Consider the following 23,043-nt stretch of genomic DNA (forward strand, 5'->3'; position numbering starts at 1 on the left):
GGGCAGGCGTCCCATTCGGATGTGCATGCGGCGCGGGGCTGTTAGGTTCGCCGTGTGCCCAAGCTGAATCAGATCATCGCAGTCGAAAAGGGCGTCAAGTCCAAGGCCCTCCAAGAGCTCACCCGGGCTCACCAGGACGTGCAGAAGCCCGCCCTGCTGGCCGGCATCTCCCGGACCTACCAGCCCAAGGACGAGGAGGGCGAGCAACTGCCGCCCGAGTCCACGCGGGTGCAGATCAAGGCCGAGGACGCTCTGCGGGCGACGGCCGGGACGCTGACGCGGCTCTTCGACGTGACCGCGACGAAGGACTGGGCGAACCGGTCCGCGGTCGCGGACGTGGTGGTCGACGGTGCGGTGCTGTTGCCCCAGGTGCCTGTCCCGTACCTGTTGTTCCTGGAGAAGCAGCTCACCGACCTGCACACCTTCGTGCGCAAGCTGCCGGTGCTCGACGCCTCCGAGTCGTGGAACCTGGACCCCTCGACGGACTCGTGGAAGACGGACCCGGTGCGGACCATCCGTACGAAGAAGGTTCCGCGCAACCACGTGAAGGCCGAGGCCACGGAGAAGCACCCGGCGCAGGTCGAGGTGTACTACGAGGACGTCCCGGTCGGCTACTGGACCACGGTGAAGTTCTCCGGCGCGCTGCCCGCCCGGCGGGTCAACGAGCTCCTCGACCGCGTCGAGAAGCTCCAGCAGTCCGTCAAGTTCGCGCGTGAGGAGGCGAACAACACCGAGGTCACCGACCAGCGGGTCGGCGACGCGGTATTCGGCTACCTCTTCCGGTAGCCCCCACATACGCCCTCCGTCGCGAGCGGAGGGTGCGCGATGAGCGCAAGCTGAAACTGATGGTGAAGCTGATGAGGGGTGTCAGTTGGGGGTTCGAATCCCTCTCCCCGCACCACGTGCGGGGGTGGCCCAAGCCTGGCAGAGGCGGCCCCGTGAAACTCAGATTCTCGCTCCAGTCTCAGTATTCGCCGCCGAACACCGGATCGACCGAGCGTGGGCGAACATCGACGGATGGGGGTTCAAGTCCCTCCGGCGCCTCTCTCGTGGCGCTGTGGTTCAAAGGCAGAACACGTCGATCTCAACATGACCCGCGGTTCTTCAACGCCGCCGGTGTGCGCACATGGGTGGCAAGCTGGAGCCCGGGAGCTGGACATGCTCCCGGGCTCCGTCAGCCGGACGCGGCCGGTGTGCAGACCAGAATGCTCAGCGGGCTCGGTGTCGCGATGATCTCGTCGAGTCGGAGATCGGCACTCCCGAGGAGCTCGCGGAACTCGTCGGCGGTGCGCTCCGCGCCGTTGAGGTTGATCAGCATGTTCAGGTCCTGGAACTTGCTGAGGTCGGGTTCGTTCGCGGGCCGGACCACACGCGTGATGATCAGCAGCGTCGCGCGGTCGACCATCGCCTCCCGGCAGGTACGGAGGAGCTGCGTGGCGCGTTCGTCGTCCCAGTCGTGGAGAACCGATTTCATGATGTAGCAGTCGGCTCCGGACGGGATCGTGGAGAACATGTCCCCGGCTATCGCCTGGCACCGGTGCCCCAGGCCGTTCGCGACGAACTGGTCGCGGGCCTCGCGGGTCACCTCGGGCTGCTCGAAGAGGATGCCTTCGACGTGCGGATACCTGTCGACGATGGCGGCCAGCAGGTTTCCCTGTCCGCCGGCGACGTCGACGACCGTGACGGCACCCGAGAAGTCGTAGTTGCCGAGGACGGCCCGGACCTCGGCCGTGGAGAACGCGCTCATCGACGAGTGGAACAAGGCGTGCGCGTCAGCGTTCGTGGCGAGGTACTCCCACATCGACATCCCGAAGACGTGGTCGAACGCCGGCTCCCCCGTCCTGACCGTGTGACCCAGGTTGCCGAGCGTCGGCCACTGCAGTTCCGAGCCGATCAGCCGTGCGATCGGCTGCAACGACCCGGGGACGTCGGAGCGCAGCAACTCGCCGGTGGCCGTGAGCTCGAAAGAGCCGTCGTCACGTTCGTGGAACACCCCGATACCGGCTAGGGCTCGCAGGAGCCGGTGCAGTGCGCGTGCGTCGCACCGCGTGTGGCGGGCGAGGTCGGACGGCTGCTGTGGCGCCTCGTGCACGTAGTCGGCAATCCTCAGATCGGCGGCCACCGCGATGCACTGCGACGCGTAACACCCCATCAGCAGCGAGAACATCTGTTGTCGGGGAACCGCGGCAGGAGCGGCCTGACCGCTTGCGCGCGACGCCGACGAGGATCCCTTGCGGCTACCAAGCTCTGAGGTCATCTTCTTGTTCCGATCACTGATCTAGTCATCGTCACAGGGCCACAGACAGTTGCGAGGACGAGCGGCTGCGCAACACTTCCCACGGGTGCTGACGGGCAACCCGTGCCGGACGGGCCGCCGGCCGGGCGATGCCACGCAACCGCGTCGGCCTCACTTCGCCGCCCGTCTTGGTGCTGGTGGGTCAGGCAGAACGCTGATCCCACAGGCCGATGGCGTTTCCGTCCGGGTCGGCGAACACGGCGATGTTGCCGAACCCGGGCAACTCGGTGGGCTCCATGACCTTCGACCCGCCGAGCTCCTCGGCCCGCTTGAGCGCGGCATCGAGATCAGGCGCGTGGAAGTACACCCGGACACCGGGCTCGCCCATGGCCGGACCGATCCCGCCCACGACGGATCCCTGGCCGGACTGCGTGTCGACGAGGGCGTAGCCCCCCATGTCGGGCAGTTGATTGACGTTCCAGCCGAACATGTCGGCATAGAAGGACTGGAGACGCTCCGCGTTCTCGGACGAGGTGATCTCGAAGTACGCGAGTGGCTGGCCCATTCCTGACCTCTCCCAGAAGGGTACTGTTTCTTAAGTCAGTCTGAACTTACCTTACGCTGAGTTGGGGCGTCAACGGCCCGCTCGGCGCCGGCGTGATCGGGCTCGATCCCCCCGTTCGCCTCGACCGGGATGTCCTCGACCGGGATGTCGCTGTCGAAGCCGGACGGCGAAGGGTCGCCATCGCATGGGCCCAGGGGAGTCAGCGTGAGCTTGCGGGAGTCCGCATCGGTGTCGATCCTGACGGTCTGGCCGGCTTCGACGCGTTCGGTGAGCACCATCTCGGCCAGCGGATCCTCGATGTGCGTCTGGATCGCCCGCCGCAGATGTCGCGCCCCTTCCGTCGCGTTGTGTCCGCGGGTCGCCAGGTGCTCACGAGCGGCCGGGGTGACGTCGATCGAGATGTTGTTGGCGCTCAGTCGTCGGTCCAGGCCGTTCAACAGCAGTCCGACGATGGCCCGGATGTCGTCACCCGACAGCTCGGGGAAGACGATGACGTCGTCGAGACGGTTGAGGAATTCCGGTCTGAAGTGCTTTTTGAGTTCGACGGTCACCACATTCTTCAGATGCTCATACCGGTGGTTGCCCGCGCCGTCGGCGAAGCCGAGACGGCCTCTGGCGAGGTCGCGCGAGCCGAGGTTGGTGGTCAGGATGATGACCGTGTTCGTGAAGTCCACTCGCCGGCCGGCCGCATCCGTCAGATGGCCGTCGTCGAGCACCTGGAGCAGTGTGTTGAACACATCGAGATGGGCTTTCTCCACCTCGTCGAACAGCACCACCGAGAACGGCTTGCGACGGACACGTTCGGTCAGCTGCCCGCCCTCGTCGTGGCCCACGTACCCGGGCGGCGAACCGACGAGGCGTGAAGCCGTGTGGCTCTCGCCGAACTCTGACATGTCAAAACGAACCAGGCTGTCCTGGTCATCGAAGAGGAACTCGGCCAGCGCTTTGGCCAGCTCCGTCTTACCCACACCCGTGGGGCCGGCGAAGATGAACGAGCCGGCCGGCCGGCGCGGGTCCCGGATTCCCGTGCGTGAGCGCTTGATCGCCTTGCTGACGGCCTGGATCGCCTCGTCCATGCCGACGATACGCCGGTGCAGGCGATCCGCCATCTGCCCGAGCTTCTGCGACTCGCTTCCGGACATCGTCGACACCGGCACGCCGGTCTGTTGCGACACGACCGTTGCTACGTCGTCGGCCACCACCTCGGTCGCCGTGGCATCGAGCCGAAGTGCGACTTCCGCCGCGGCCTCGTCCATCAGGTCGATCGCCTTGTCGGGAAGGAACCGCGTGGACAGATAGCGGCAGGACAAGTCGACGGCGGCCTGGACGGCCGCATCGGCGATCGTCACCTGATGGTGCTCCTCGAACAGCGGTTTCAGCCCCGTCAGGATCGCGACGGCGTGGGCCGGGGTGGGTTCGTCCACGCTGATCCGCTGGAAACGCCGGTCGAGAGCCGAGTCCTTCTCCAGCGACCTGCGGTACTCGCCGTGGGTGGTCGCTCCGATGAGCTTCATCTCGCCACGGCTGAGGAGGGGTTTGAGGATGTTCGCGGCATCGATCGACCCCTCCGCGGCACCCGCACCGACCAGCATGTGGATCTCATCGATGAACACGATGATGTCGCCACGGCCCTGAACCTCCTTGAGGACGTTCTTGAGACGTTCCTCGAAGTCGCCGCGGTAGCGCGAACCGGCGACCATCGATGCGAGGTCGATCGCGTAGAGCTGCTTGTCGGCGAGCGAGGGAGGCACCGCACGATCGACGATGTTGCGGGCCAGTCCTTCCACGATGGCCGTCTTGCCCACGCCAGCGTCCCCGAGAAGGACGGGGTTGTTCTTCATGCGCCGCGAGAGTACTTGGGTCAGCCGTCGGATCTCCGCGTCACGGCCGATGACGGGGTCGAGCTTGCCGTCGGCCGCTTCCCGGGTGAGATTGACGCCGAACTGATCCAGGAGCTGCGATCCCGCGGGCTTGAATGCGGCCGGCTCGGCCGCGGCGGGCTGGAGTTCGGACGGTGCGTCCACCGCCATCGCTTCCAGAAGTTCCGATCGCAGTTCTGCGGGGTCGAGACCGAGGCTCAGCAGAATGTCGACGCTGAGATTGTTCGACGTCTGGGCGAGGAGGGCCAGCAGGATGTGTGCGGGCTCGATCGTGGGATCACCACGGCGCCCTGCCTGAGTGGCCGCGGCGTGGAGTACCTCGGTGGCCTGCGGGGTCGTGTGCAGCTCCGTTGCCGGACGAGGCTCGGACTCTCCGAGGATGAAATGGACCTTCTCATGGAGAGTCTCCACGGAAGCGCCGTTGTCCCGGAGAACACGGGCGGCCGCCCCCTGTGAGTGATCGGCCAGTCCGAGGAGCAGGTGCTCGGGACCGATGTAGGGATGATTGAACCGTTGCGCCTGACCCTCGGCCGAGCTGAGCACTTGGTCGGCGGCGTTGCTGAACTTGGCCTGCACAGATCCTCCCCGGCTACTGATCGATAAGGCTGGACATGATGTAGGGGGCGGCCTCGATCTGGAAGTCCATATGTGGCGCCAGGGAATTGACGGTTCCCTCAAGGGCGATCAGGCACAGCAACGGGAACATCATCTCGGGCTCGGCGTAGTAGCCGTTGCTCTGCTGGATCTGAAAGAGCCGCGCGGCGAAGCGAGGTACCGAGAAGTGCGCAACGTCGAGTTCCGCGGACTCCTCCACGAGCTGAACGACCTCCGCCCGGAACCGATCCAGGTTCTGATCGTGGTGGTCGACCCCTTTCGTCGTGCTGAGCAGGATCTCCGCGCACTCCTGCCCGCGCCCGGTCACCATGCCGCCGAAGAACCGGGTGAAACGCTCACGGGAGAAGTCGCTCAGCACGTGGGCGAACCCGACGTCGAGCAGAACGAGCCGCCCGTCCGCGAGCAGGTACGCGTTTCCCTGGTGCAGATCGATATGCACGAAACCGTGCACGAAGACGAGCTCGTACATCGCGCGGACCAGAGTGGCGATGCCCTCGTCACGCAGGCGCGGTGCCGCGGTCGCGAACATCCCACGGTCCAACCCGTCGATGAACTCCATCGCGAGCAGTTCGGAGTTGGAGTACTCGTCGACCGGTGCCGGAACGACGATCTGTGCCTCGTGCGCCAGGGTCCCCCGAAGCCGGGCCAGCATGACGCGCTCGCGGTCCAGGTCGAGCTGCTGGAGAACGGCGGCGCACAGATCATCGACGATGGCGACGATCGGGCTGGAACGCATCCACGGAGTCTTCGCGAGCAGCCGTGCGAACCGACGCAGCATGGCCGTGTCGATGGGGACCGTCGCGGCCGCATCGGGCCGCCGTATCTTCAACGCGACGGGAGCGCCGGGCTCGGGTTCCCACCGGTACACGCAGGCGATCGATCCGCTTGCCACGGGACCCTTCGCCACCGCGGAAAAGGCACTCGCCGGCAGCGGCAGGCGGGAACGTTCGAGCACGGCAAGCGCATCGGCGCCGCTCATCGCGGCAACGTCGTCCTGCAGTCGCGACAGCCGATCCGCGAGTCGTGGACCGATGAGGTCCGGCCGGGTGGCCAGCAGTTGGCCCACCTTGATGTAGGCGCCTCCGAGCGACTCGACGCCGCGCACGAGGGAATCAGCGGCCGCATCCCCCGCCCGTCTCGGATGTACCACCACGGCACCGGCGACCCTTGCCGTCGCCGTCGCCACGGACAGGAGCCGACCCGTGGCACGCAAGGCGTTTCGGCGTCGATTCGCTGCGCGCTTCATACCGATCCCGTTCCGAAGAGTCGTCGATGGGCCTCATCCAAGAGCGGAACGGCGTCCTCGATGCCGGGATGCCGCGCGAGCGCCATCACCGCGGTCTCCCGTTCGAAGATCGTCGGATTCCTGACGCCGGCTCGACCGACCCGAATCCGCACGGGCACGCCGTGATCGGCTTCGCTGCCGAACTCCAGAACCTGCCAGGAGCGTTCGAGCACATCTTTTCTGTGCACCTGCCGAGCCACCGGCGTCGACCGGCCGTCGACCAGGAACTCGGTGATCGACACGTCGTCCATGCGATACGCCACCCGGTCCGACGCACCGAGCGACGTCACCCACTCCGACTCATCCGATGCCACTCCCGCACAGGTCTTCGGAAGCAGACTGGGGCAGATCGTGCGCATGAGGTCCAGATAGCTGATGTCGGTGAGCGGGAGGCAGTCGAACATCTGGGGCCGGTCGATGTCCTTGGGCGCGCGCATCGTCGGAATGAAGGTACGGATGCGGCAGCCGCCGGGCCGCGTCAGGTCTTCCCAGATCGCCACCTCAGTACCGCTCAGGCTCTGCGGGGCGTCGATCCGTACCGCGGTCAGGAACCGGTGGTCGACCGCGGCGCGGGCGAAGGTGTATCGCATCGCGCGATGACCTATGAGGGAGGAGACGCCGAAGGCATAAGCCGTGAGCGGGCCCGCGTCGAGGTTGGCGCGGGCCCGTCCACTTTCGTTCACCGCCGGTCGTTCCTAGCTCAGGCGGTTATGGTGGCGAACTCGACCGGGTTGGTCGCGTTCTTCACCGGGATGTGGTGCAGCAGGGCGCCGATTTCGAGGTCCGCCGCCAGCAGCGTCCCGACCTGACGGTCGCCGTCGTACAGCGCGTACGACGTCGACGTCCGGGACACGTCGCCGATCGGAGGAACCATGTTGACGCGCGACTCGACGTCGACACGGGTCTCGCCGGTGTCGATGACGGTTCCGAGGTTCTCGATGTCGAACCGCGGGTACAGCGCGGTCACGCAGTTCTTCATCGGGGTGATCTCGGGGTCCACCGGGCCGGGAACGAGATTCGGCGACACGGTGGCGCCTTCACTCTTGGACGGGGTGTTGGTCACCCTGACCTGCCCGAACACGTCGCTCTGGCCGACGACCTGCAGCGACAGGAACTGCGCACCGATGGTTGCGGTGCGCCACGTGAGCTCGGTCTCGCCCTCGGCGCCGATCCGCGGCTCGTGCCGGCGGTAGACGCCGATGCCGTGCAGGTCGACCAGGTCCTCACCGAGGCCGTCGATCACTACGTGGATGCGCTCGCGGACGGTGAAGGCCTCGAGTGCGGCCGGACCGAGGGTGTAGGGACGGATGGTGTAGAGGTCCCCGCCCCACGCGAGATCGTGTCCCTTGACTACTTCGGCATTGTGCAGCGCCGAACCTTCGGCGCCCTTGATCGCTGCGCCCTCGCGCAGCTCGTTCATGAGGCTCATCAGATCCTCCGTGTGAAGTTTTTCGCCGACTGGTTGAACTTGTTGTGTTGTGTCTGGGGGCCGAGCCTGGATCACGACTTGTTCGACAGCGACGCCATCAAGCCCTCCAGGGCATCGATGACGTAGGCGAAGTCGATGATCCGCTCAGGCAGATTCGTCGCGCTCGCGGTCTGTTGTCCGAGCTCGATCGCGAGTACGTCGATGAGGCGCTCAAGGTTGTTGTGCGCGATGGTCACCGGAAAGTAGCGGAGCTGGTCGGCGTACTTCGGGTCGGCCAGCGGAGGGCCCGGCTCGATGCCGTGGTCAGGTCCGTACGCGGCGCGCCAGGCCGTCTGGACGGCCCTCTCGTAGGTGAGGAACGAGCCTTGGAAGTAGGGCAACCAGATCTCGCGCAGAGCTCGTGCCGGCATGCGGCCTCGGACGAATTCGGTGGCCGCGGGCACCACCGTGGCACGGTACTCCTCCAGCAGAGCCGTGGTGTCGAGACTGTGAGGAGCGGCGAGGTCGGTCATGGCGGTTCCTTCCGCGAGTCGTCAGGCGGGCGGTGCTGCCGTCGGAGGGCTGCACCACGGTGACTGCTCAGGACTGTTCGTGACGTGCGGCTGAAGGTGGCCGTTGTTCGGTCCGAGCCGTGCACGGCGGTGACCGCGTACCGGATGCGGAAGCTGTGCTGCGGCTGCGGCCGCCTGACTCGCGCCGACGCACCCGGGGGCGTGACGGCGCCGATCCGGTACGGGCCCGGCGGGCACGCGCTCGCTGCCGGCCACGCGACCCGGCCCGGGGAGGGTCCGGCCCTGCGTTCCTGCCTGTCCACCACCTGCGAACACGGCCCGGCCTCCTCCCTGCCTCTCCGTGACCCCTGCACCGGCAAATCCCTGACCACGACCCGCTTGCCGCGCACGTGAATCAAGAGACCTGAGCAGCTACGCACCACCCACTAGATCACTCTTTTTTTCTATAGTCAACAGGTAACTGCCTACGAAATGCCGCGACTTGCGGGCGATCAGCGCATCGAGGGTGACGTGCTGCCCGCCTCGCGCCGCCCTTCGCGCGGTGACCTCGTGCGGTTGAACGCCGAGCAGGTGGAGACGATCACGCGGCTGTAAGCCGCGGACTGCGGAGCCGCGCAGCGCCCGGATGGCCGAGGCAGGGGCGGAAACCGCGCATCTGAAGCGGATTCCGGCGACGATCCCTCTCGGCTGACGTGTCGTCACATTCGGGAGGCCTCACGTCGGCAGCCGGCCGGCGAACTACGGCGGTGATGCCTCGTGCGAACGGGAAGCCACCGACGGCGGCCGTGCATGGCACCGGGTTCTTCGAGGTTGCTGAATGTTCCGGCGAGCTCATCAACGCCCGCTCAGGGGTTCCGAAGGCCGCACACTGTCGATAGAACATACGGTAGCGACCTGAGGGGGAGGCTTCCGTTGCGCTCATCCCATTACTGTCTCGCCGCAGGCACCGCGTCAGCCGTCGAACCACATCCTCGGGCTGCTGACCTGCCAGAATCACTCGGGGGCCGCGAGCCGCGGGCGACATCCGCCGCAGGAGTCGACACGGCGACCTTCACCCGCGCGCTCAGTCATTTCGTCACCGGACTGACCATCGTGACCGGAGCGACGCCGATAGGCCCCGTCGGCATGACCTGTCAGGCGTTCTGCTCGGTATCGCTCGAACCGCCGCTGGTCTTGTTCTGCGCACGAAACGGGTCCACCACCGGTCGGGTGATAATCGAGCTCGGTGCGTACAGCGTGAACATGCTCGGCAAGGACCAGCAGTGGATCGCAGAACGCATGGCCACCGCCGATGCCGACGGGGACCGGTTCCAAGGCATCGACTGGCAACCGAGCGGCTTCACGGGATGCCCGGTCCTGACCGGCACGATCGCCCACATCGACTGCGAGCTGCGCGACGTCCATCCCGCCGGCGACCACAGCGTCTACGTCGGGGAGGTCGTCGACGCCGGAACCGGCGAAGCCGACGCTCACCCGCTGACCTACTACCGCGGCACCTACGGGTAAGGCGAAGCCCATGCCCTGCGCCCTCGCGTACCCACGCCTTCCGCGGCCGTCAGGACGCCTCTCGGGCACACGCGAGGGCATCCGAGGAGGGTTGACTCGGCCAGACGGCCGGACTACCGTCTCAATGCCTAAACGTATAGCGACCTATGGCCCGTCAACTTCGGACAGCCCGGGCGGCCCGCGTGCGAGAAGCAGCGGGGCCGGGGCGGTTGGAGTTCCGACAGAGCTCGGAGTGCGCAGATGACGACCACCGCCGACTCGACCAAGCAGAAGTTCGGTGAGATGAGCGCGCTGTTCGCCGACCCGTACCCGCTGTACCGTCGCCTTCGTGACGAGGAGCCGGTCAAGTTCTCGCCCGAACTCAATGCCTGGGTGGTCAGCCGGTACGACGACATCAAAACCGTGTGCGGCGACCCGGAGACGTTCTCGTCGCAGGGGCTGACGCGCCCGTTCGACGATCCGCATCCCGAGGTCGCGGAAGTGCTGGCGACGGGCTACCCGATGGTGCCGATCGCGATCAGTACCGACGGCGAGGCGCACACGCGATTCCGCCACCCGTACGTGCAGGCCATGGCCCAGGCCCGGACCAAGGAGTTCAGCGCGGCCGTCGACCGTGTCATCGACAGGCACCTGGACCGCGTCGTTCCGTGGGGAAAGTGCGATCTGATCGCGGATCTGGCCCGGCCCGTGACCGTCGAGGTCATCCTGCGCTTCATGGGCATCTCGGCGGACCACATCGAGGACGCGTCCCGCTGGAGCAAGGACCTCGTCTCGTTCCTGTTCTCGCCCGCCGAACTGGACGAACGCGTGCGGCAGGCACGCAGTCTGGTGGCCTTCCAGCACTTCATCGCGGGCGAGATCGAGGAGCGTCGGGCCCGGCCCACGTCCGACGTCATCAGCGTCATGGTCCACGAGCAGCTCCCCGGCGCCGAACCCCTGTCGATGAACGAGATCGTCAGCGCCCTGTGCGGGCTGGTGATGGCGGGGCACAAAACGACCATCGACACCGTGGGCAACGGTATGGCCGTCCTCCTGTCGGAGCCCGCCCGCTGGGCACGCCTGTGTGCCGACCCGTCGGCCATCCCGACCGTCGTCGAGGAGATCCTGCGCTACGACGCCCCCCTGCAAGGCCTGTGGCGGACGACGACCCGGGACACCGCCCTCGGCGGCGTATCGATACCTGCCGGCCGCAGACTGTTCATCCTGTTCGGCTCAGGCAACCGGGACGAAGCCGCCTTCGACTCCCCCGACCAGGTGCGCGTCGACCGCACACCGAATCGGCACCTGTCGTTCGGACACGGAGCGCACTTCTGCATCGGGGCACCGCTGGCAAGGACCGAGGTGCAGAAACTCCTCGCGGGCCTGGCCGAACGGCTCCCGGATCTCTCGCTCTCGTCGGAGTTCACCGGCGAGCGTCACACGCCCGTGCTCGGGTTCCACGGATACACCCGGCTGCCGGTCGAATGGTAACGACCAGCCGATTGCCTACAAGGCTAGGAGCACGTGATGCCACACATCACCGTTAACGCCCAGATGCCCGGCATCTTCGGGCTGTTCAACTACCGCCCCGAAACCGCCAAACCACTCCTGGAATTCTGCGAGGCGCTGCTGCGCGACGAGACCTCCCTCTCACGAGGCGAGCGGGAGCTCATCGCCGGGCATGCGTCCAACCTCAACGCCAGTCCGTTCTGTGCCAACGGGCACTTCGCGATCGCGGCCGCCCAGCTCGACGACGGCGAGGCCGTCGTCGACGGCGTCAGGTCACGATCGACCGACGCCGCGATCAGCCCGAAGATGAAGGCGTTGCTCGACATCGCGACGAAGGTGACCGCCGACGGCAAGACCGTCCAGGACTCGGACGTCGCGAAGGCACGCGAGGCCGGGGCCACGGAGCGCGACGTGCACGACGCGGTCCTCATCGCCGCTGCCTTCGCCATGTTCAACCGCTACGTCGACGGACTGGGTGCCGTGGTACCCGAGGACCCGGGCTTCTACAAGTCCATGGCCGCGGGACTCGTCAGCCAGGGGTACGCCGCCGGCACCATCTCCAAGACCGAGCGCGAGCCGGCCTAAGCGCCACCTCTCTACGTACGCCGCGCCGATCAGACGCGGCGGCGGGATCGAACGGATCAGGTGGGAGATCATCAATGTGCGGAATCACCGGCTGGGTCTCGTTCGATTCAGGCTTCGGCGACCGGCCGAACGATGTCATCGAGTCCATGACGTCGGCCGTGTCGCACCGCGGCCCGGATGCGACCGGAACGTTCGTTCGCGAGAACGTCGCTCTCGGACACCGGCGTCTGGCCGTGATCGATCCGGCCGGTGGCCGGCAGCCGATGGTGGCGACCGAGACCGGCCAGGACGTCGCGCTCGTCTACAGCGGTGAGATCTACAACTACACCGAGCTGCGGGCCGAGCTCAGGACGCGCGGTCACAGATTCGAGACCAGCAGCGACACCGAAGTCCTGCTCCGGGGCTATCTGGAGTGGGGGGAGCCGGTCGTCGAGCGACTCAACGGGATGTTCGCGTTCGCGATCTGGGACCAGCGGCGAGAGCGGTTGTTCCTCGCCCGGGACCGCTTCGGTATCAAGCCCCTGTACTTCTACCGCACCCCCACGGGGATCGTCTTCGGGTCCGAGCCGAAGGCGATCCTCGCCCATCCGTCGGCCGACCGCACGGTCACCACCGACGGTCTGCGTGAGCTCTTCTCGATGACCGGTACGCCCGGCTGGTCACTGTGGCGCGACATGGACCAGGTCCGGCCGGGGACGACGCTCACAGTCGATCGCGCGGGCACCACTGCGCACACGTACTGGAGCCTGCAGACCCGGCAGCACACCGACGACATACCCACCACGGTCGAGCATGTGCGCGGACTGCTCGACGACATCGTCGAACGGCAACTCGTCTCGGACGTCCCCCTGTGCGTACTGCTGTCCGGCGGTCTCGACTCGAGTGCCCTCACCGGCCTCGCCACGGCGACCGACGCGGCGAAGCGCCAGGCGCTGCGCACCTTCTCCGTCGACTTCGAGGACCAGGAGTCGACGTTCATGCCCGACGAGATCCGCGATACGCCGGATGCGCCGTTCGTCCGGGAGGTCGTCGAGCTCGTCAGGACCAGCCACCACAGCGTCGTTCTCGACCAAAGCACGCTGTCGAGGCCGAGCGTGCGCCGTGCCGTCGTCGACGCCCGTGGCATACCCGCCGGCCTCGGCGACATGGACAACTCGCTGTACCTGCTCTTCCGCGCGATTCGTGAGCAGTCCACCGTCGCCCTCTCCGGCGAGTCCGCGGACGAGATCTTCGGGGGGTACATCTGGTTCCACCACCCGGCGTCGGTCAACGCGGACAACTTCCCCTGGCTGGCATTCCGCAGCGCCTTCACCGCCGACCGGTTCGCCCTGCTGAACCGCGACCTGAGGGCGAAGCTGGAGCTTGAGGACTTCATCGCCGACCAGTACGCCGTCTCCCGCAAGGAGGTTGAACACCTGCCCGGGGACGACGACCGGGAACGGCGGATGCGGCTCATCAGCCACCAGCACCTCACCCGGTTCCTTCCCATGCTGCTCGATCGCAAGGACCGTGCCTCCATGGCCGTCGGGCTGGAAGTCCGCGTTCCGTACTGCGACCACCGCCTGGTCGAATACGTCTACAACACACCGTGGTCGTTCAAGACCTTCGACGGCCGCGAGAAGAGCCTTCTCCGCGCGGCCTCCAGCGCCCTGGTGCCCCAGGCGGTTCGCGACCGGGTGAAGAGCCCCTATCCGACGAGCCAGGACCCCGGGTACGCCGCAAGCCTCGTCAGCCAGCTCTCCGGGATCCTCGCGCATCCCGACAACCCCGTCTTCGCGATCGTCGACCGGAAGTGGGCACAGGCGGCCACCGAGATCCCACCGGAGAAGATGCCCAGGGACGTCCGAGCGGGACTCGACCGGATACTGGACGTCTATCACTGGCTCGACCTGTACTCGCCCGACCTGCTGCTGTAGGTCTCATCGAGGCGTGATCGGCTTGTAGCTCCTCAAGGGACCTCGCCTGGAGTAGCGCACCGTCCTGGCGAGAGCCGAGGGGCTCAGCAGCGACGCGGGGGGCCTCACCATGTTGGCCACGTCCCACAGGCTCGTCGCGATACTCAGGTCATGCTGGCCGGCCACCACACATCTGCTGACGTACCGATTGATCATGTTCGTCGGCCAGGGTCGGCGGCCACGGGTCTCGGGATAGACGAAGTCGGCTCCGGTGGCCGTCGTCCACGCCGGCGACACCGCACGTGCCGACAATCGGTAGAAGGTGCGGGCGAACTCCGGATCCGTGACATCGGACCGTGCCAGGGCCTGCTGCAGCGCCACCACCTGAACCGCGGCAGACGTCATGCCCTGCCCGTACAGGGCGTTGAGGCTGCATACGGAATCGCCGACGCACACGAAGCCCCGGGGGTGGGCCGCGAGCCGGTGGAACAGCCGCCACTCGCTTCCTGGCAGCCGGTAGCGGACCGCCTCGCCGATGGGCCGTTCGTCTTCGATGATGGACGCTATTTTGGCGGTGGGCAGGGTCTGGGCCCAGCTCAGATATCCGGCCAAGTCGGTCGGCGCTCCCTCGCCGTGCAGCCCGGAGAGGGTGATGATCCATCTGTCGTCCTCGATCGGCATCGCTGTGCCGAAGCGCTTCTTGGCCTTCGGGTCGCTGATGACGAAGTAGCCGGCGGCGCCGTCGGTCCGCACGCTCGTCGACCGGTGAAAGATGCGGGTCGTGTACCGCACGTGCGATTCGACCAGCTCCACCTCGGGGCCGGGGTACCCGAGCCCGGTCAGCCAGTGGTCGGCCTTCGACCGGCGTCCGGAGCAGTCCACGACAAGATCGGCGTCGACCGCCGTCGAGGTGCCGGACGGATCGCGCACGCACACCCCGGTGACGGCGCCGTCGCTGCCGATCAGATCGACCGCTTCACCTGTGCGGAGTTCGACCACCGCGTTGCCCCTGACGCGCTCGCGCACCAGGCACTCCAGCAGCGGACGTGAGCACGAGATGATGGGGGCCGCCTCGGGAACCGTCGCCCGGTAGCCCCTGTGCTGCCACCACCACACCCGTTCCATGGGCATCACGACCGCACCGTGCCGGATCAGGTCGTCCGTGATGCCGGGGAAGAGGGTGTTGAGTATCTGCTCGCCGCGGCGCAGGAGCGTATGCGGGTGCCTTGCCTGCGGGACGCCGCGCCGGACCCTGCTCGTGCTGTCCAGGTCGTCGCGGTCGATCACGACGACCTGGTCGAAGCCGGCCGAGAGTACCTGCGCTGTCAGCAGGCCGGCGATGCTGCCGCCGATCACCACGGCTTTCTGCAAGGTGACCCCCGCCTTCTGTCTCAGCAACGCTCACGAGGCGGCAGACCGACGAGGCTGTCGGTGGTCTGGACGAAGTTCTGCCAGCTCAGCAGGAAGGAGTCGAAACGGGAAAGATCCTGGAAGTTGGAGACCGGTCCGAGCGAGATGCGCAGCGCGCCACCGGTCTGAATGCCGACCTCGTGCCGGTAGTGGTCGACCGAGTACTGGCCCTTGCTGAGCCGGCCGGCCCGCAGCAGATCGTCGGTGTCGAGGCCGAACGCGGTCTCTCCGACGCCGGGGTTGCAGAAGCAGCCGGTTCTCAACGCTATGTTCATGGCGACCGATCGGCTTTCGACAAGGCGTTCGTCGACCACGCGGCCGTTGCGGTCCATGATGTTGAACGCGATGGTGGGTCCCCTGTCGACGATGTCGGCAGGGCCATAGACGACGCACATGGGCATACCGTTGTCGTGCTTCAGTTCGGTGAGGCGATTCAGCGCGTACTGCAGCAGACTCGTCATGCGCGCCCGTGCCGGAGCCCGTTTGACGACGTTCGTGACGTAGCCCAGTCCGATGTCCACGCCGACGGCGCCGAGGAAGTTCGGCGTGCCGTCTTCGAACCCCTCGGCTCCGGGCGCCAGGGCGTGCCAGCCTCCCATCGCACTGGAGGCGATGACCGTGCCGCCCGAGAACCAGGGGCGCCGCAGTTCGGCCAGCGCCTCCTTCCTCGCGACGAGGCAGCCGATACCGGTGGGCCAGCCGAAGATCTTGTAGAACGATATCGGCACGAAGTCGGGTGTGTGCCGGGCCAGGTCGAGGTCCTGCGACAGCACAAGGGCCGCCGCGTCGAGCAGCACCCGCCAGCCGTGGGCGTGAGCCACGTCTATCCAGTCGAGCGAATGGCGTACCCCGGAGAAGTTGCTCTGGGCCGGGTAGGCGAAAAGCGAGGGGCCGTCTGTACCGCCGGCAAGCACCCGGGTCGTCTCGTCGACGTCGGCCCTCAAGTCCGCCGCGAGCGGCACGGTCGTCACCTCGGCGCCGAGCCGCTCGGCGTACTCACGAACGCCGAGTACGGAGTTGTGGTTGTCCTGGAGGAGGGCGAGCCGGGAGGGCGCGGTGAAGGGGAACGATTCGGCGACCAGCCGGATCGCGGCCGAAGCGTTCGCGCAGAACACGACGGTGTACTCGTCGGGCGACCCGTTCAGGAAGTCGAGCACGGCCCGCCGCGCCGCGGTGATCGCTTCCGTCGAGCGCCGCGAGGGCAGGTGCACCGAGTGCGGGTTGCCCCAGACGCCGTCGCAGACGTGGTCGCGGTATCTGTCCAACTGGTATCGACCGGGAAGCGCGCTGCCGGTGTAGTCCAGGTACACCTGGTCGAGGCGGTCCAGCTGTGAGAAGTCCCGGGCACGCACCTCGTCGAGATGATCCGCAGCAGCGTACTGCCCGTAATGGTGCGCGAAGTCCGCGAAACTCAGCTCGGCGGCCGACATGACGGGCTCCTCTCGGATCAAGCTGGCTCGGCAGACAACCACGGGCATTCAATACATAATTATTAAGCTATCTGCCGGGTCGGTGGCTTGTCAAGATCGGAAACAGATGACGTCCACGGCACAGTGACGGGCTCACCTCGGTGATCGAGGGTCCCCGGTACGGCGGATGAACCGCAGCGAAGGCAGTTCGACGCCGCCGTGGGGGAGCATTCCCGATGGCGGGCCGGGGCGTCGGCGCGCGAACAGCCAGGGCTGCATGATCGCAGCGGTGTCGGTCCTGCCGACCTCCGCGGCCGTAGCGAGAAACTGCGGCAGCGATCCGTGGTGGTGGCGGTGCTCGGCACACCACGTGCGCAGGCATGCGATGAACGCGTCGTCGCCGATCGACCGGCGAAGGACATGGACCGCCATCGCTCCTCGTTCATAGACCTGGGTCGACAGGAGATGCGCCGGTGAGGGGTCGCCGGGTGGGATCCGCCAGTAGTCCGTGTCGGCGGCCCGAAGGTGATAGAAGCTGCTGAACAGCTCATCTGTGGTGCCCTCGTCGTTCTTCTCCGACCACATCCACGACAGGTAGGTGGCGATGCCCTCGCTGATCCAGATGTCATTCCAGGCCGAGACGCTGACCGAGTTGCCGAACCAGTGATGGGCCATCTCGTGTGCCACGACGTACGAGTCGATGCTCTGGTGAAAGAAGCGGTCGCCGTAGATCGGATGGGTCTGGGTCTCCAGTGCATGTGGGCCGGCCATTCGGGTCACCACTCCGCCGAGGGCGTCGAACGGATAGGGGCCGAGGAGAGATTCCAGCCATGCGCATACCGCCGGCGTGGTCTCGATGGAGGCCCGGGCCGCGGGTGCATGGTCGTTGACCCCGTCACCGTAGCCTGAAACCCACTGCAAGCCGCGCTCGTCGAGGGCCTCGATCTCGATACGCATCCTGTCGATGAGCAGCGAGTAAAGGTAGGAGGCCACGGGTTCGGCTGTCACCCAGCGGAAGCGATGCCCATGTGAGGTGTGCGAGTGCTCGACGAGCCGGCCCGGGGCGACGGCGACGAACCCCCGCGGCACGGTGATCGTGAGGTCGTAGGTCCCCTTGCGCGACGGGTGGTCGTTGGTGGGGAACCAGAATGCCGCCGCGTGTGGTTCCCTCGCGGCCAGCGCACCCAAGGGCGTGTTCATCCAGGATCTTTCGCCCCGGATTTCCACGTCTCCGGGTGAGCCCGCGTAGGTGATGTCGAGATGGTGACTGCCGGCGCTGAGACCGGCGTCGGGTTCGATGACGAGCTTCCCGGGGACCGCCTTGGCGGGCAGTGGGGAGCCGTCGACGACCACTTCATGGGCCGGCAGTCCGAAGTCCAGTGCGATCGCCGGTACGTCCGCGCTGACGGCGATCTCCAGACGTGCCCGTCCACGCAGCACGCCACTGGCGACGTCGAAATCGACCTCGAGTGTGTGGTGGGTGAGGGTGAACAGGCCGGATCCGTCGACGGGGAAGTAGGGGTCTCCCACGCCGGCCAGGTCCGAGCCGGCGAGCGGCGAGGAGCCGGCGTGCAGGGCCGCTTCGGCCAGCACCCTGTCGAACTCTGTCTGGTCGGTCATGGCCGAGATCCCTCGATCGTGGTGGGCGGTGCCCGGCACGTACGACAGCCGGAGATTGCGACGTGATGTCGGGGTCTTCACCGGGCGTTGCCGGTTGACGCTCGGGCGGGTGACTGCTGGTGGCGGGTGACGAGGACGGCCTGGAGCGCCGCGGTGATCGCCGTTACAGACCGGCGACGGCGTCGATCGCGTCGTCGACGTCGGTTTCCGAGTTCTGGATGGTGGCGGCAAGCCGGGCGTATGACCTGGGGTACGGCGTTGTGGCCGATCGGATGTGCCGTGTCGCCAGCCCGGCCACGACTTCACGCGGGTCGAGCCCGTCGACCTCGAAGCACACGATGCCCGCGCTCATGTGCTCCGGCAGGGGAGTGATCAGGCGAACTGCGGGAAGAGCGGCCAGCCCTTCCCTGAGTCGCGTGTTCAGGCCGAGTACGCGTCGGGAGATCGCGCTCTTCCCGATGCCTGTCAGGAAGTCGACCGCCGCGGGAACGGCGTACAGGTACTCGTAGGCGACAAAGCCGCCGGGGGAGACGAAAGAGGCCCGCGTGGGCGGCAGGTGTCCCCGGCCGGCCCAGGTCCCGAACACGTCCGCGTCGATTTCGAAGGTCGGGATCGTCGGTTCCACATACCGCCAGCTCGCCGTTTCACCCCAGATGAAGCCCGTGCCGCGGGGGCCGTGCATCCACTTGTGGACTCCTGACACGAAGAAGTCCACGCCCAGCCCGTCGAGTGGTTCGTCGAGTACCCCGCAGCCATGGACGCCGTCGACCACGATCAACGGATTCGGACGTGCCCCGTACCAGGAGCGGATCGCATCCGCCGCCTTGCGTATCGGCATCCGCACCCCGGTGCCGGAGTACACCCAGCTCAGTCCGACGACGCGGGTGCGGGCGGTGAGTGCACCGGTCACGCGCTCGATCAGTTCGTCCTCCGTGAGCGCCGCGCCGTCCTCGTAGAGCGACACGAATCGCACGGCGGCACCGCATTTCTCGGCCTTGCGCCGGGCCGCCTCGTGATGAGAGTAGTGGTCGTGCTCGGAAAGCAAAATCTCATCGCCCGGGTGGAGTTGCAGACCGGCGTACAGCAGACCCAATCCGGCCGTTGTGCTCTGCACGAGTGCGAATTCGTCCGGCTGTGCCCCCACGTACCCGGCGATTGCAGACTTCACCTGAAATATCATGTTCGCTTCGCCGGATTCGAGTGCGGCGAGTTCGGCCCACTCCGGGCGCGCGTCGATACGACGGGCCAGTTCCGTGATCGCTTCGCGAACGGGCCTCGGATGCGAGGACAACATGAACGAGGTGAAATCAGCCCAGCCCGGCTGGAGATTGAAGTTCGCCCGCACTCCCGCCCAATCGATGCCCTCCGTTGGGGGCTGGCCTCGATTGTCGCGTGCTTGGCCGGAGGTCGTCTCCGATGAGGGGGTGCTCTCTCGCATCGTGAGGTCGGTGTGCTTCTGCATAGGCACGTCGTTCCTCCGCAAGCACGAGGGTTGGTGGGTCGCTATATGTTAGATATAGTGGCATGCTGTCGGTGTTGCCCGCAAGGCATGGGTGGAAGCGGCCTGTCCCATGCAGGAGGGAGCCGGGAGTGAGTAACCAGTCGACGGAACCGAGCGCAGGCACATCCAGTGCCGATCCGGCGCAGGTTGATTCTGCTGCGGATGTCCGCGAACACATCACCCGTCTTGATGCGGCCCTGGGGTTCATGGCGACGACGCTGCCGCCCGCGCAACCCCGGCCGGCAGCGCCATTCGACGGCGAGCCGCTGCTGGTCAAGGATCTCGACCTCAAGCTGACCGGTGCGCCGCTGTGGCGCGGGAACCATGTCCTGCGCAAGCACGGCGCCGTCTCGGACCACGACGACACTCTGGGGCGACGTCTGCGGGAGCTCGGGTTCGACATCGTCGGACGGACCAAGTCCGCCGAGTTCGGGCTGGCGGTGACCACCGAGCCGCTCGCCTACGGTCCGGTGCGCAACCCGTGGGATCACGATCGCAGCGCCGGAGGATCGTCCGGCGGCTCGGCGTGCGCGGTGGCGGCCAGAGCCGTGAGGGTCGCACATGGGACGGACCTGGGCGGGTCTCTGCGCATTCCGGCGGCTCATTGCGGAGTCTTCGCATTGAAGCCCGGTCTCGCGGGGCCTGCCGCGACGCCGTCGTTCGCGGCCTGGAACCAGCACGGGTTCCTGACGAGCAGGGTCGACGACCTGCGCCGTATGCTCACGGTGCTGGGCCTCGACAAAACGTCGGACGCCGGGCGTTCCGGTACGGCTCAGCCCATCCGCGTCGGTGTACTCGCCTCGCCTGTCAGTTCCGCGATCGAACTCGGCGGCGGCTCCGCCGAGGCGGTCGAACGGGTGGCGGACAGGCTCAGCGACCTGGGTCACCATGTCGTCCCGGCCCATCCCGGTGCTCTTGAGCAGTTCGACCAGTTCACGATGAAAACCACTCCTATGCTCGCCGGTTGGCTCGCGAAGGAGGTGGCGGACGCGTCGAAGGACCTCGGCAGACCGCTGACCGAAACCGACATGGAGCCCGGAACCGCCCACATGCTGGGCATGGCGGCCCTGGCGACGCCCGAAGCACTCGGGGACACGGCGGAGTGGCTGGGCGGACTCATCACCGAACTCACGGCATGGTGGGACCGCTTCGACATCCTGTTGAGCCCGACCGTGCCTGTTCAGGCACCGCAGCTCGGGTGGATGAACGATCCCGCAACCGCGATGCAACGCACCTACGGCATGATGCAGTACACCGCGATGTTCAACGCGAGCGGACATCCGGCCGTCAACGTTCCCTGCGTGGGGTCGGGCAGCCTGCCGTACGGCGTGCAGCTCGTCGGGGCGCACGGATCTGAGGCGAACCTCCTGGACCTTGCCGAACAGCTGGGCCCCGGAGAGGCGCCGGCGCCGCCGGTCTCCTAGCCACGAGCGGGGCCAGCCCTGCGACCTGCGGGAAATCGTGAACGCGATCTTCACCGCGACCGGACCGGCGGCCAGGGGCGCTCTCCGCCCTACGGCTTTCCGGCCCGGTCGGCGGTGTACTGCCCGTCGACAGGACCCCGGCCCGGTAGAGGCCTCAGGCTAGGAGACGGCCTCGACAAGACCCTTGCCGGTCGGCGGTGTATCCCCGCCCGAGTTGAGACTGAGACCCAGAAGTCTCAGACAACGCGACAGCGCCATCGAGTCGCCGATGATCGACATCTTCCCGGACAGTACCGCGTCGAGCGGGCTGACCTGTCCCGTCCCGATCCTTATGAACGTCTCCGGATCGGAGTCGACGACCAGCGCCGCCTCCCGCGGGGCGGATCCTTCAACGACCCTGGCGGTGCCCTTCTCGCACACCACGCAAAAGACATGGTCCGCGATGCGGAACTCGTAGGCCTCGTCCACCTCTGGTGCCGGCCCGCCCGCCACCATCGCCTCCACCGCCAATATGCCCCACTCGGCACGTACGAGATCGGCGGGCTCATAAGAGGTGATGTGCGACAGACCCCATGAAGCCAGGCCAAGGATGACCGGCCTGAGTGCCTCACCGCTCGCTGTCAGCCGGTACTCGACTCCACGACCGTCGCCGGGAACCGGCTCCCGTTCGATCAGCCCCTCGTCGGTCAGCATCTGCAAGCGCGACGCGAGGAGATTCGGTCCGATACCGACCAGAGTCTCTCCGAGGAGCTGGTTGTACCGCTTCGGTCCGTTGACCAGGTCGCGGATGATGAGCAGGGTCCAGCGCTCCCCGACAATGTCGAGCGCCGCCGCGACAGCGCACATCTGCCGATATCGCTTCGTTCCCATATATCGTCACCTCCGCGCAGTTCAGCCACGCACTCTACAGTGTACTCACGAACATGAGGACAGTTTCTGGTAGCGACTTCGTCCGTGTTCGGTGAGGAGGCCTGGGCGGGTGAGGCGCCCGAGGCGGCTGCGGGTGGTGTCGACGCTTGCCTCGTCGTCGGGGATGCCGAGGAGTTCGCGCAGGTCACAAGCCCTGAGGGCTCGCCAGGGGGTTGGTTGAAGGCGTTCATGACGGGGCGGGTCGGGCTCGGACGCTGTGGGTGCGGACTTTGCGATGCCCTTCGTGTAGTGGCCAGGACCGTGAGTCGGACCTCCGTCTCGGCGAGGGCACGCGGCGGCAGCGCCGACAGGGATGACCGTTCCACCGCACCGTGGAGGGCTCTACGCCACGTTGTAGGGTTCGAGCGCCTGCCGCAGGCTCTCGGGGACGCGGGTCGGCCTGGCATGGTCGCCGTCGCCGCGCATGCACGCGACACGTTGTCGACCTCTGGCGACGAGGTGCTCGGAGCCGTCCTTCTCGTCGATCTTGACGTAGGCGAACTCGAACTCGATCTGGGTCTGGGTGAGGTCGACGAGCGTCATGCGGATCGACAACTGGTCGAATGCCGTCAACTCGGCGAAGTACTCGCACTCGCACTTGATCGTGAACAGCTTGAGATCGTGTGCGATCTCGTCCAGCACCCCCGGGGCCTTCTCCTTGAGGAACACCTCCCGGCAGCGACCCTGCCAGCGGAAGTAGTTCACGAAGTAGACGTTGCCCACGAGGTTGGTTTCCTCGAAGCCGACGAGGTGGGGGATATCGAAGCTCGGCAC

20 protein-coding genes are annotated in these 23,043 nt (G+C 66.8%); 7 read left to right on the forward strand and 13 right to left on the reverse strand.

Annotated elements, in window-relative coordinates; genetic code table 11:
• Positions 1 to 54: 54 nt before the first annotated feature.
• Complete coding sequence (locus tag ABGA99_RS04400) at positions 55 to 786, forward strand: hypothetical protein (RefSeq protein ID WP_347579175.1); 732 nt, start codon at positions 55 to 57, stop codon at positions 784 to 786.
• Positions 787 to 1,174: 388 nt separating this feature from the next.
• Here the strand turns inward: ABGA99_RS04400 and ABGA99_RS04405 are convergent, their stop codons facing one another.
• The 7 genes from ABGA99_RS04405 to ABGA99_RS04435 all read right to left on the reverse strand — a co-directional run bounded on the left by ABGA99_RS04405 (position 1,175) and on the right by ABGA99_RS04435 (position 8,522).
• Positions 1,175 to 2,167, reverse strand: coding sequence for a methyltransferase (locus ABGA99_RS04405; RefSeq protein ID WP_347579176.1), 993 nt, complete (start codon positions 2,165 to 2,167; stop codon positions 1,175 to 1,177).
• Positions 2,168 to 2,438: 271 nt separating this feature from the next.
• Positions 2,439 to 2,801 (reverse strand): VOC family protein, encoded by a 363-nt coding sequence (locus tag ABGA99_RS04410; protein ID WP_347579177.1) that lies wholly within the window; start codon positions 2,799 to 2,801, stop codon positions 2,439 to 2,441.
• A gap of 35 nt (positions 2,802 to 2,836) precedes the next feature.
• Entirely contained in the window at positions 2,837 to 5,257 is a 2,421-nt protein-coding gene (locus ABGA99_RS04415; protein ID WP_347582176.1) for an ATP-dependent Clp protease ATP-binding subunit, read from the reverse strand.
• A 13-nt stretch (positions 5,258 to 5,270) separates the two neighbouring features.
• Entirely contained in the window at positions 5,271 to 6,482 is a 1,212-nt protein-coding gene (locus ABGA99_RS04420) for an AarF/UbiB family protein (RefSeq protein ID WP_347582177.1), read from the reverse strand.
• A gap of 56 nt (positions 6,483 to 6,538) precedes the next feature.
• Positions 6,539 to 7,264, reverse strand: coding sequence for a hypothetical protein (locus tag ABGA99_RS04425; RefSeq protein WP_347582178.1), 726 nt, complete (start codon positions 7,262 to 7,264; stop codon positions 6,539 to 6,541).
• A gap of 17 nt (positions 7,265 to 7,281) precedes the next feature.
• Positions 7,282 to 8,001: a DUF6073 family protein gene (locus tag ABGA99_RS04430; protein WP_347579181.1), complete on the reverse strand. Its 720-nt coding sequence runs from the start codon at positions 7,999 to 8,001 to the stop codon at positions 7,282 to 7,284.
• Between the two features lie 80 nt (positions 8,002 to 8,081).
• On the reverse strand, positions 8,082 to 8,522 hold the full coding sequence (locus ABGA99_RS04435; protein WP_347579182.1) for a hypothetical protein: 441 nt from the start codon (positions 8,520 to 8,522) through the stop codon (positions 8,082 to 8,084).
• Between the two features lie 471 nt (positions 8,523 to 8,993).
• Between ABGA99_RS04435 and ABGA99_RS04440 the strand changes: the two genes are divergently transcribed.
• The 5 genes from ABGA99_RS04440 (at position 8,994) to asnB (ending at position 14,017) form a co-directional block, all read left to right on the forward strand.
• Positions 8,994 to 9,116, forward strand: coding sequence for a hypothetical protein (locus ABGA99_RS04440; protein WP_347579183.1), 123 nt, complete (start codon positions 8,994 to 8,996; stop codon positions 9,114 to 9,116).
• A gap of 195 nt (positions 9,117 to 9,311) precedes the next feature.
• Positions 9,312 to 10,028 carry a flavin reductase family protein gene (locus ABGA99_RS04445; protein ID WP_347579184.1) on the forward strand — a complete coding sequence of 239 codons (717 nt, stop codon included), beginning with the start codon at positions 9,312 to 9,314 and terminating at the stop codon, positions 10,026 to 10,028.
• A 240-nt stretch (positions 10,029 to 10,268) separates the two neighbouring features.
• A complete protein-coding gene (locus tag ABGA99_RS04450) occupies positions 10,269 to 11,498 on the forward strand; it encodes a cytochrome P450 (RefSeq protein ID WP_347579185.1) in 1,230 nt (409 codons plus the stop codon).
• 63 nt (positions 11,499 to 11,561) lie between these two features.
• On the forward strand, positions 11,562 to 12,101 hold the full coding sequence (locus ABGA99_RS04455; protein ID WP_347582179.1) for a peroxidase-related enzyme: 540 nt from the start codon (positions 11,562 to 11,564) through the stop codon (positions 12,099 to 12,101).
• Between the two features lie 74 nt (positions 12,102 to 12,175).
• Positions 12,176 to 14,017 carry an asparagine synthase (glutamine-hydrolyzing) gene (gene asnB, locus ABGA99_RS04460; protein ID WP_347579187.1) on the forward strand — a complete coding sequence of 614 codons (1,842 nt, stop codon included), beginning with the start codon at positions 12,176 to 12,178 and terminating at the stop codon, positions 14,015 to 14,017.
• 3 nt (positions 14,018 to 14,020) lie between these two features.
• Here the strand turns inward: asnB and ABGA99_RS04465 are convergent, their stop codons facing one another.
• The 4 genes from ABGA99_RS04465 to ABGA99_RS04480 all read right to left on the reverse strand — a co-directional run bounded on the left by ABGA99_RS04465 (position 14,021) and on the right by ABGA99_RS04480 (position 19,897).
• The gene (locus ABGA99_RS04465) at positions 14,021 to 15,367 is read right to left on the reverse strand and encodes an FAD-dependent monooxygenase (protein WP_347579188.1); all 1,347 of its coding nucleotides are present in this window, start codon (positions 15,365 to 15,367) and stop codon (positions 14,021 to 14,023) included.
• A gap of 20 nt (positions 15,368 to 15,387) precedes the next feature.
• Entirely contained in the window at positions 15,388 to 16,836 is a 1,449-nt protein-coding gene (locus ABGA99_RS04470) for an aminotransferase class V-fold PLP-dependent enzyme (protein ID WP_347579189.1), read from the reverse strand.
• 132 nt (positions 16,837 to 16,968) lie between these two features.
• Positions 16,969 to 18,435: a M1 family metallopeptidase gene (locus ABGA99_RS04475; protein WP_347579190.1), complete on the reverse strand. Its 1,467-nt coding sequence runs from the start codon at positions 18,433 to 18,435 to the stop codon at positions 16,969 to 16,971.
• 163 nt (positions 18,436 to 18,598) lie between these two features.
• Positions 18,599 to 19,897 (reverse strand): aminotransferase class V-fold PLP-dependent enzyme, encoded by a 1,299-nt coding sequence (locus tag ABGA99_RS04480; protein WP_347579191.1) that lies wholly within the window; start codon positions 19,895 to 19,897, stop codon positions 18,599 to 18,601.
• A 128-nt stretch (positions 19,898 to 20,025) separates the two neighbouring features.
• On the opposite strand from ABGA99_RS04480, the gene ABGA99_RS04485 reads away from it, so the two are divergent.
• Positions 20,026 to 21,360: an amidase gene (locus ABGA99_RS04485; protein WP_347582180.1), complete on the forward strand. Its 1,335-nt coding sequence runs from the start codon at positions 20,026 to 20,028 to the stop codon at positions 21,358 to 21,360.
• Between the two features lie 159 nt (positions 21,361 to 21,519).
• Here the strand turns inward: ABGA99_RS04485 and ABGA99_RS04490 are convergent, their stop codons facing one another.
• Together ABGA99_RS04490 and ABGA99_RS04495 are read right to left on the reverse strand one after the other, a co-directional pair.
• The gene (locus tag ABGA99_RS04490) at positions 21,520 to 22,230 is read right to left on the reverse strand and encodes a winged helix-turn-helix transcriptional regulator (protein WP_347579193.1); all 711 of its coding nucleotides are present in this window, start codon (positions 22,228 to 22,230) and stop codon (positions 21,520 to 21,522) included.
• Between the two features lie 381 nt (positions 22,231 to 22,611).
• On the reverse strand, positions 22,612 to 23,043 hold the full coding sequence (locus ABGA99_RS04495) for an acyl-CoA thioesterase (protein WP_347582181.1): 432 nt from the start codon (positions 23,041 to 23,043) through the stop codon (positions 22,612 to 22,614).

The organism is Streptomyces sp. B5E4, assembly GCF_039871555.1.
Taxonomy (GTDB): Bacteria; Actinomycetota; Actinomycetes; order Streptomycetales; family Streptomycetaceae; genus Streptomyces.

Excerpts from the sequence above, each read along its gene's own strand:
- ABGA99_RS04480 (WP_347579191.1), bottom strand. The coding sequence starts at position 19,897 with ATGCAGAAGCACACCGACCTCACGATGCGAGAGAGCACCCCCTCATCG.
- ABGA99_RS04475 (WP_347579190.1), bottom strand. The coding sequence starts at position 18,435 with ATGACCGACCAGACAGAGTTCGACAGGGTGCTGGCCGAAGCGGCCCTG.
- asnB (WP_347579187.1), top strand. The coding sequence starts at position 12,176 with ATGTGCGGAATCACCGGCTGGGTCTCGTTCGATTCAGGCTTCGGCGAC.
- ABGA99_RS04445 (WP_347579184.1), top strand. The coding sequence starts at position 9,312 with ATGGCACCGGGTTCTTCGAGGTTGCTGAATGTTCCGGCGAGCTCATCA.
- ABGA99_RS04405 (WP_347579176.1), bottom strand. The coding sequence starts at position 2,167 with ATGTTCTCGCTGCTGATGGGGTGTTACGCGTCGCAGTGCATCGCGGTG.
- ABGA99_RS04440 (WP_347579183.1), top strand. The coding sequence starts at position 8,994 with ATGCCGCGACTTGCGGGCGATCAGCGCATCGAGGGTGACGTGCTGCCC.
- ABGA99_RS04430 (WP_347579181.1), bottom strand. The coding sequence starts at position 8,001 with ATGAACGAGCTGCGCGAGGGCGCAGCGATCAAGGGCGCCGAAGGTTCG.
- ABGA99_RS04455 (WP_347582179.1), top strand. The coding sequence starts at position 11,562 with ATGCCCGGCATCTTCGGGCTGTTCAACTACCGCCCCGAAACCGCCAAA.
- ABGA99_RS04410 (WP_347579177.1), bottom strand. The coding sequence starts at position 2,801 with ATGGGCCAGCCACTCGCGTACTTCGAGATCACCTCGTCCGAGAACGCG.
- ABGA99_RS04470 (WP_347579189.1), bottom strand. The coding sequence starts at position 16,836 with ATGTCGGCCGCCGAGCTGAGTTTCGCGGACTTCGCGCACCATTACGGG.
- ABGA99_RS04435 (WP_347579182.1), bottom strand. The coding sequence starts at position 8,522 with ATGACCGACCTCGCCGCTCCTCACAGTCTCGACACCACGGCTCTGCTG.
- ABGA99_RS04490 (WP_347579193.1), bottom strand. The coding sequence starts at position 22,230 with ATGGGAACGAAGCGATATCGGCAGATGTGCGCTGTCGCGGCGGCGCTC.
- ABGA99_RS04450 (WP_347579185.1), top strand. The coding sequence starts at position 10,269 with ATGACGACCACCGCCGACTCGACCAAGCAGAAGTTCGGTGAGATGAGC.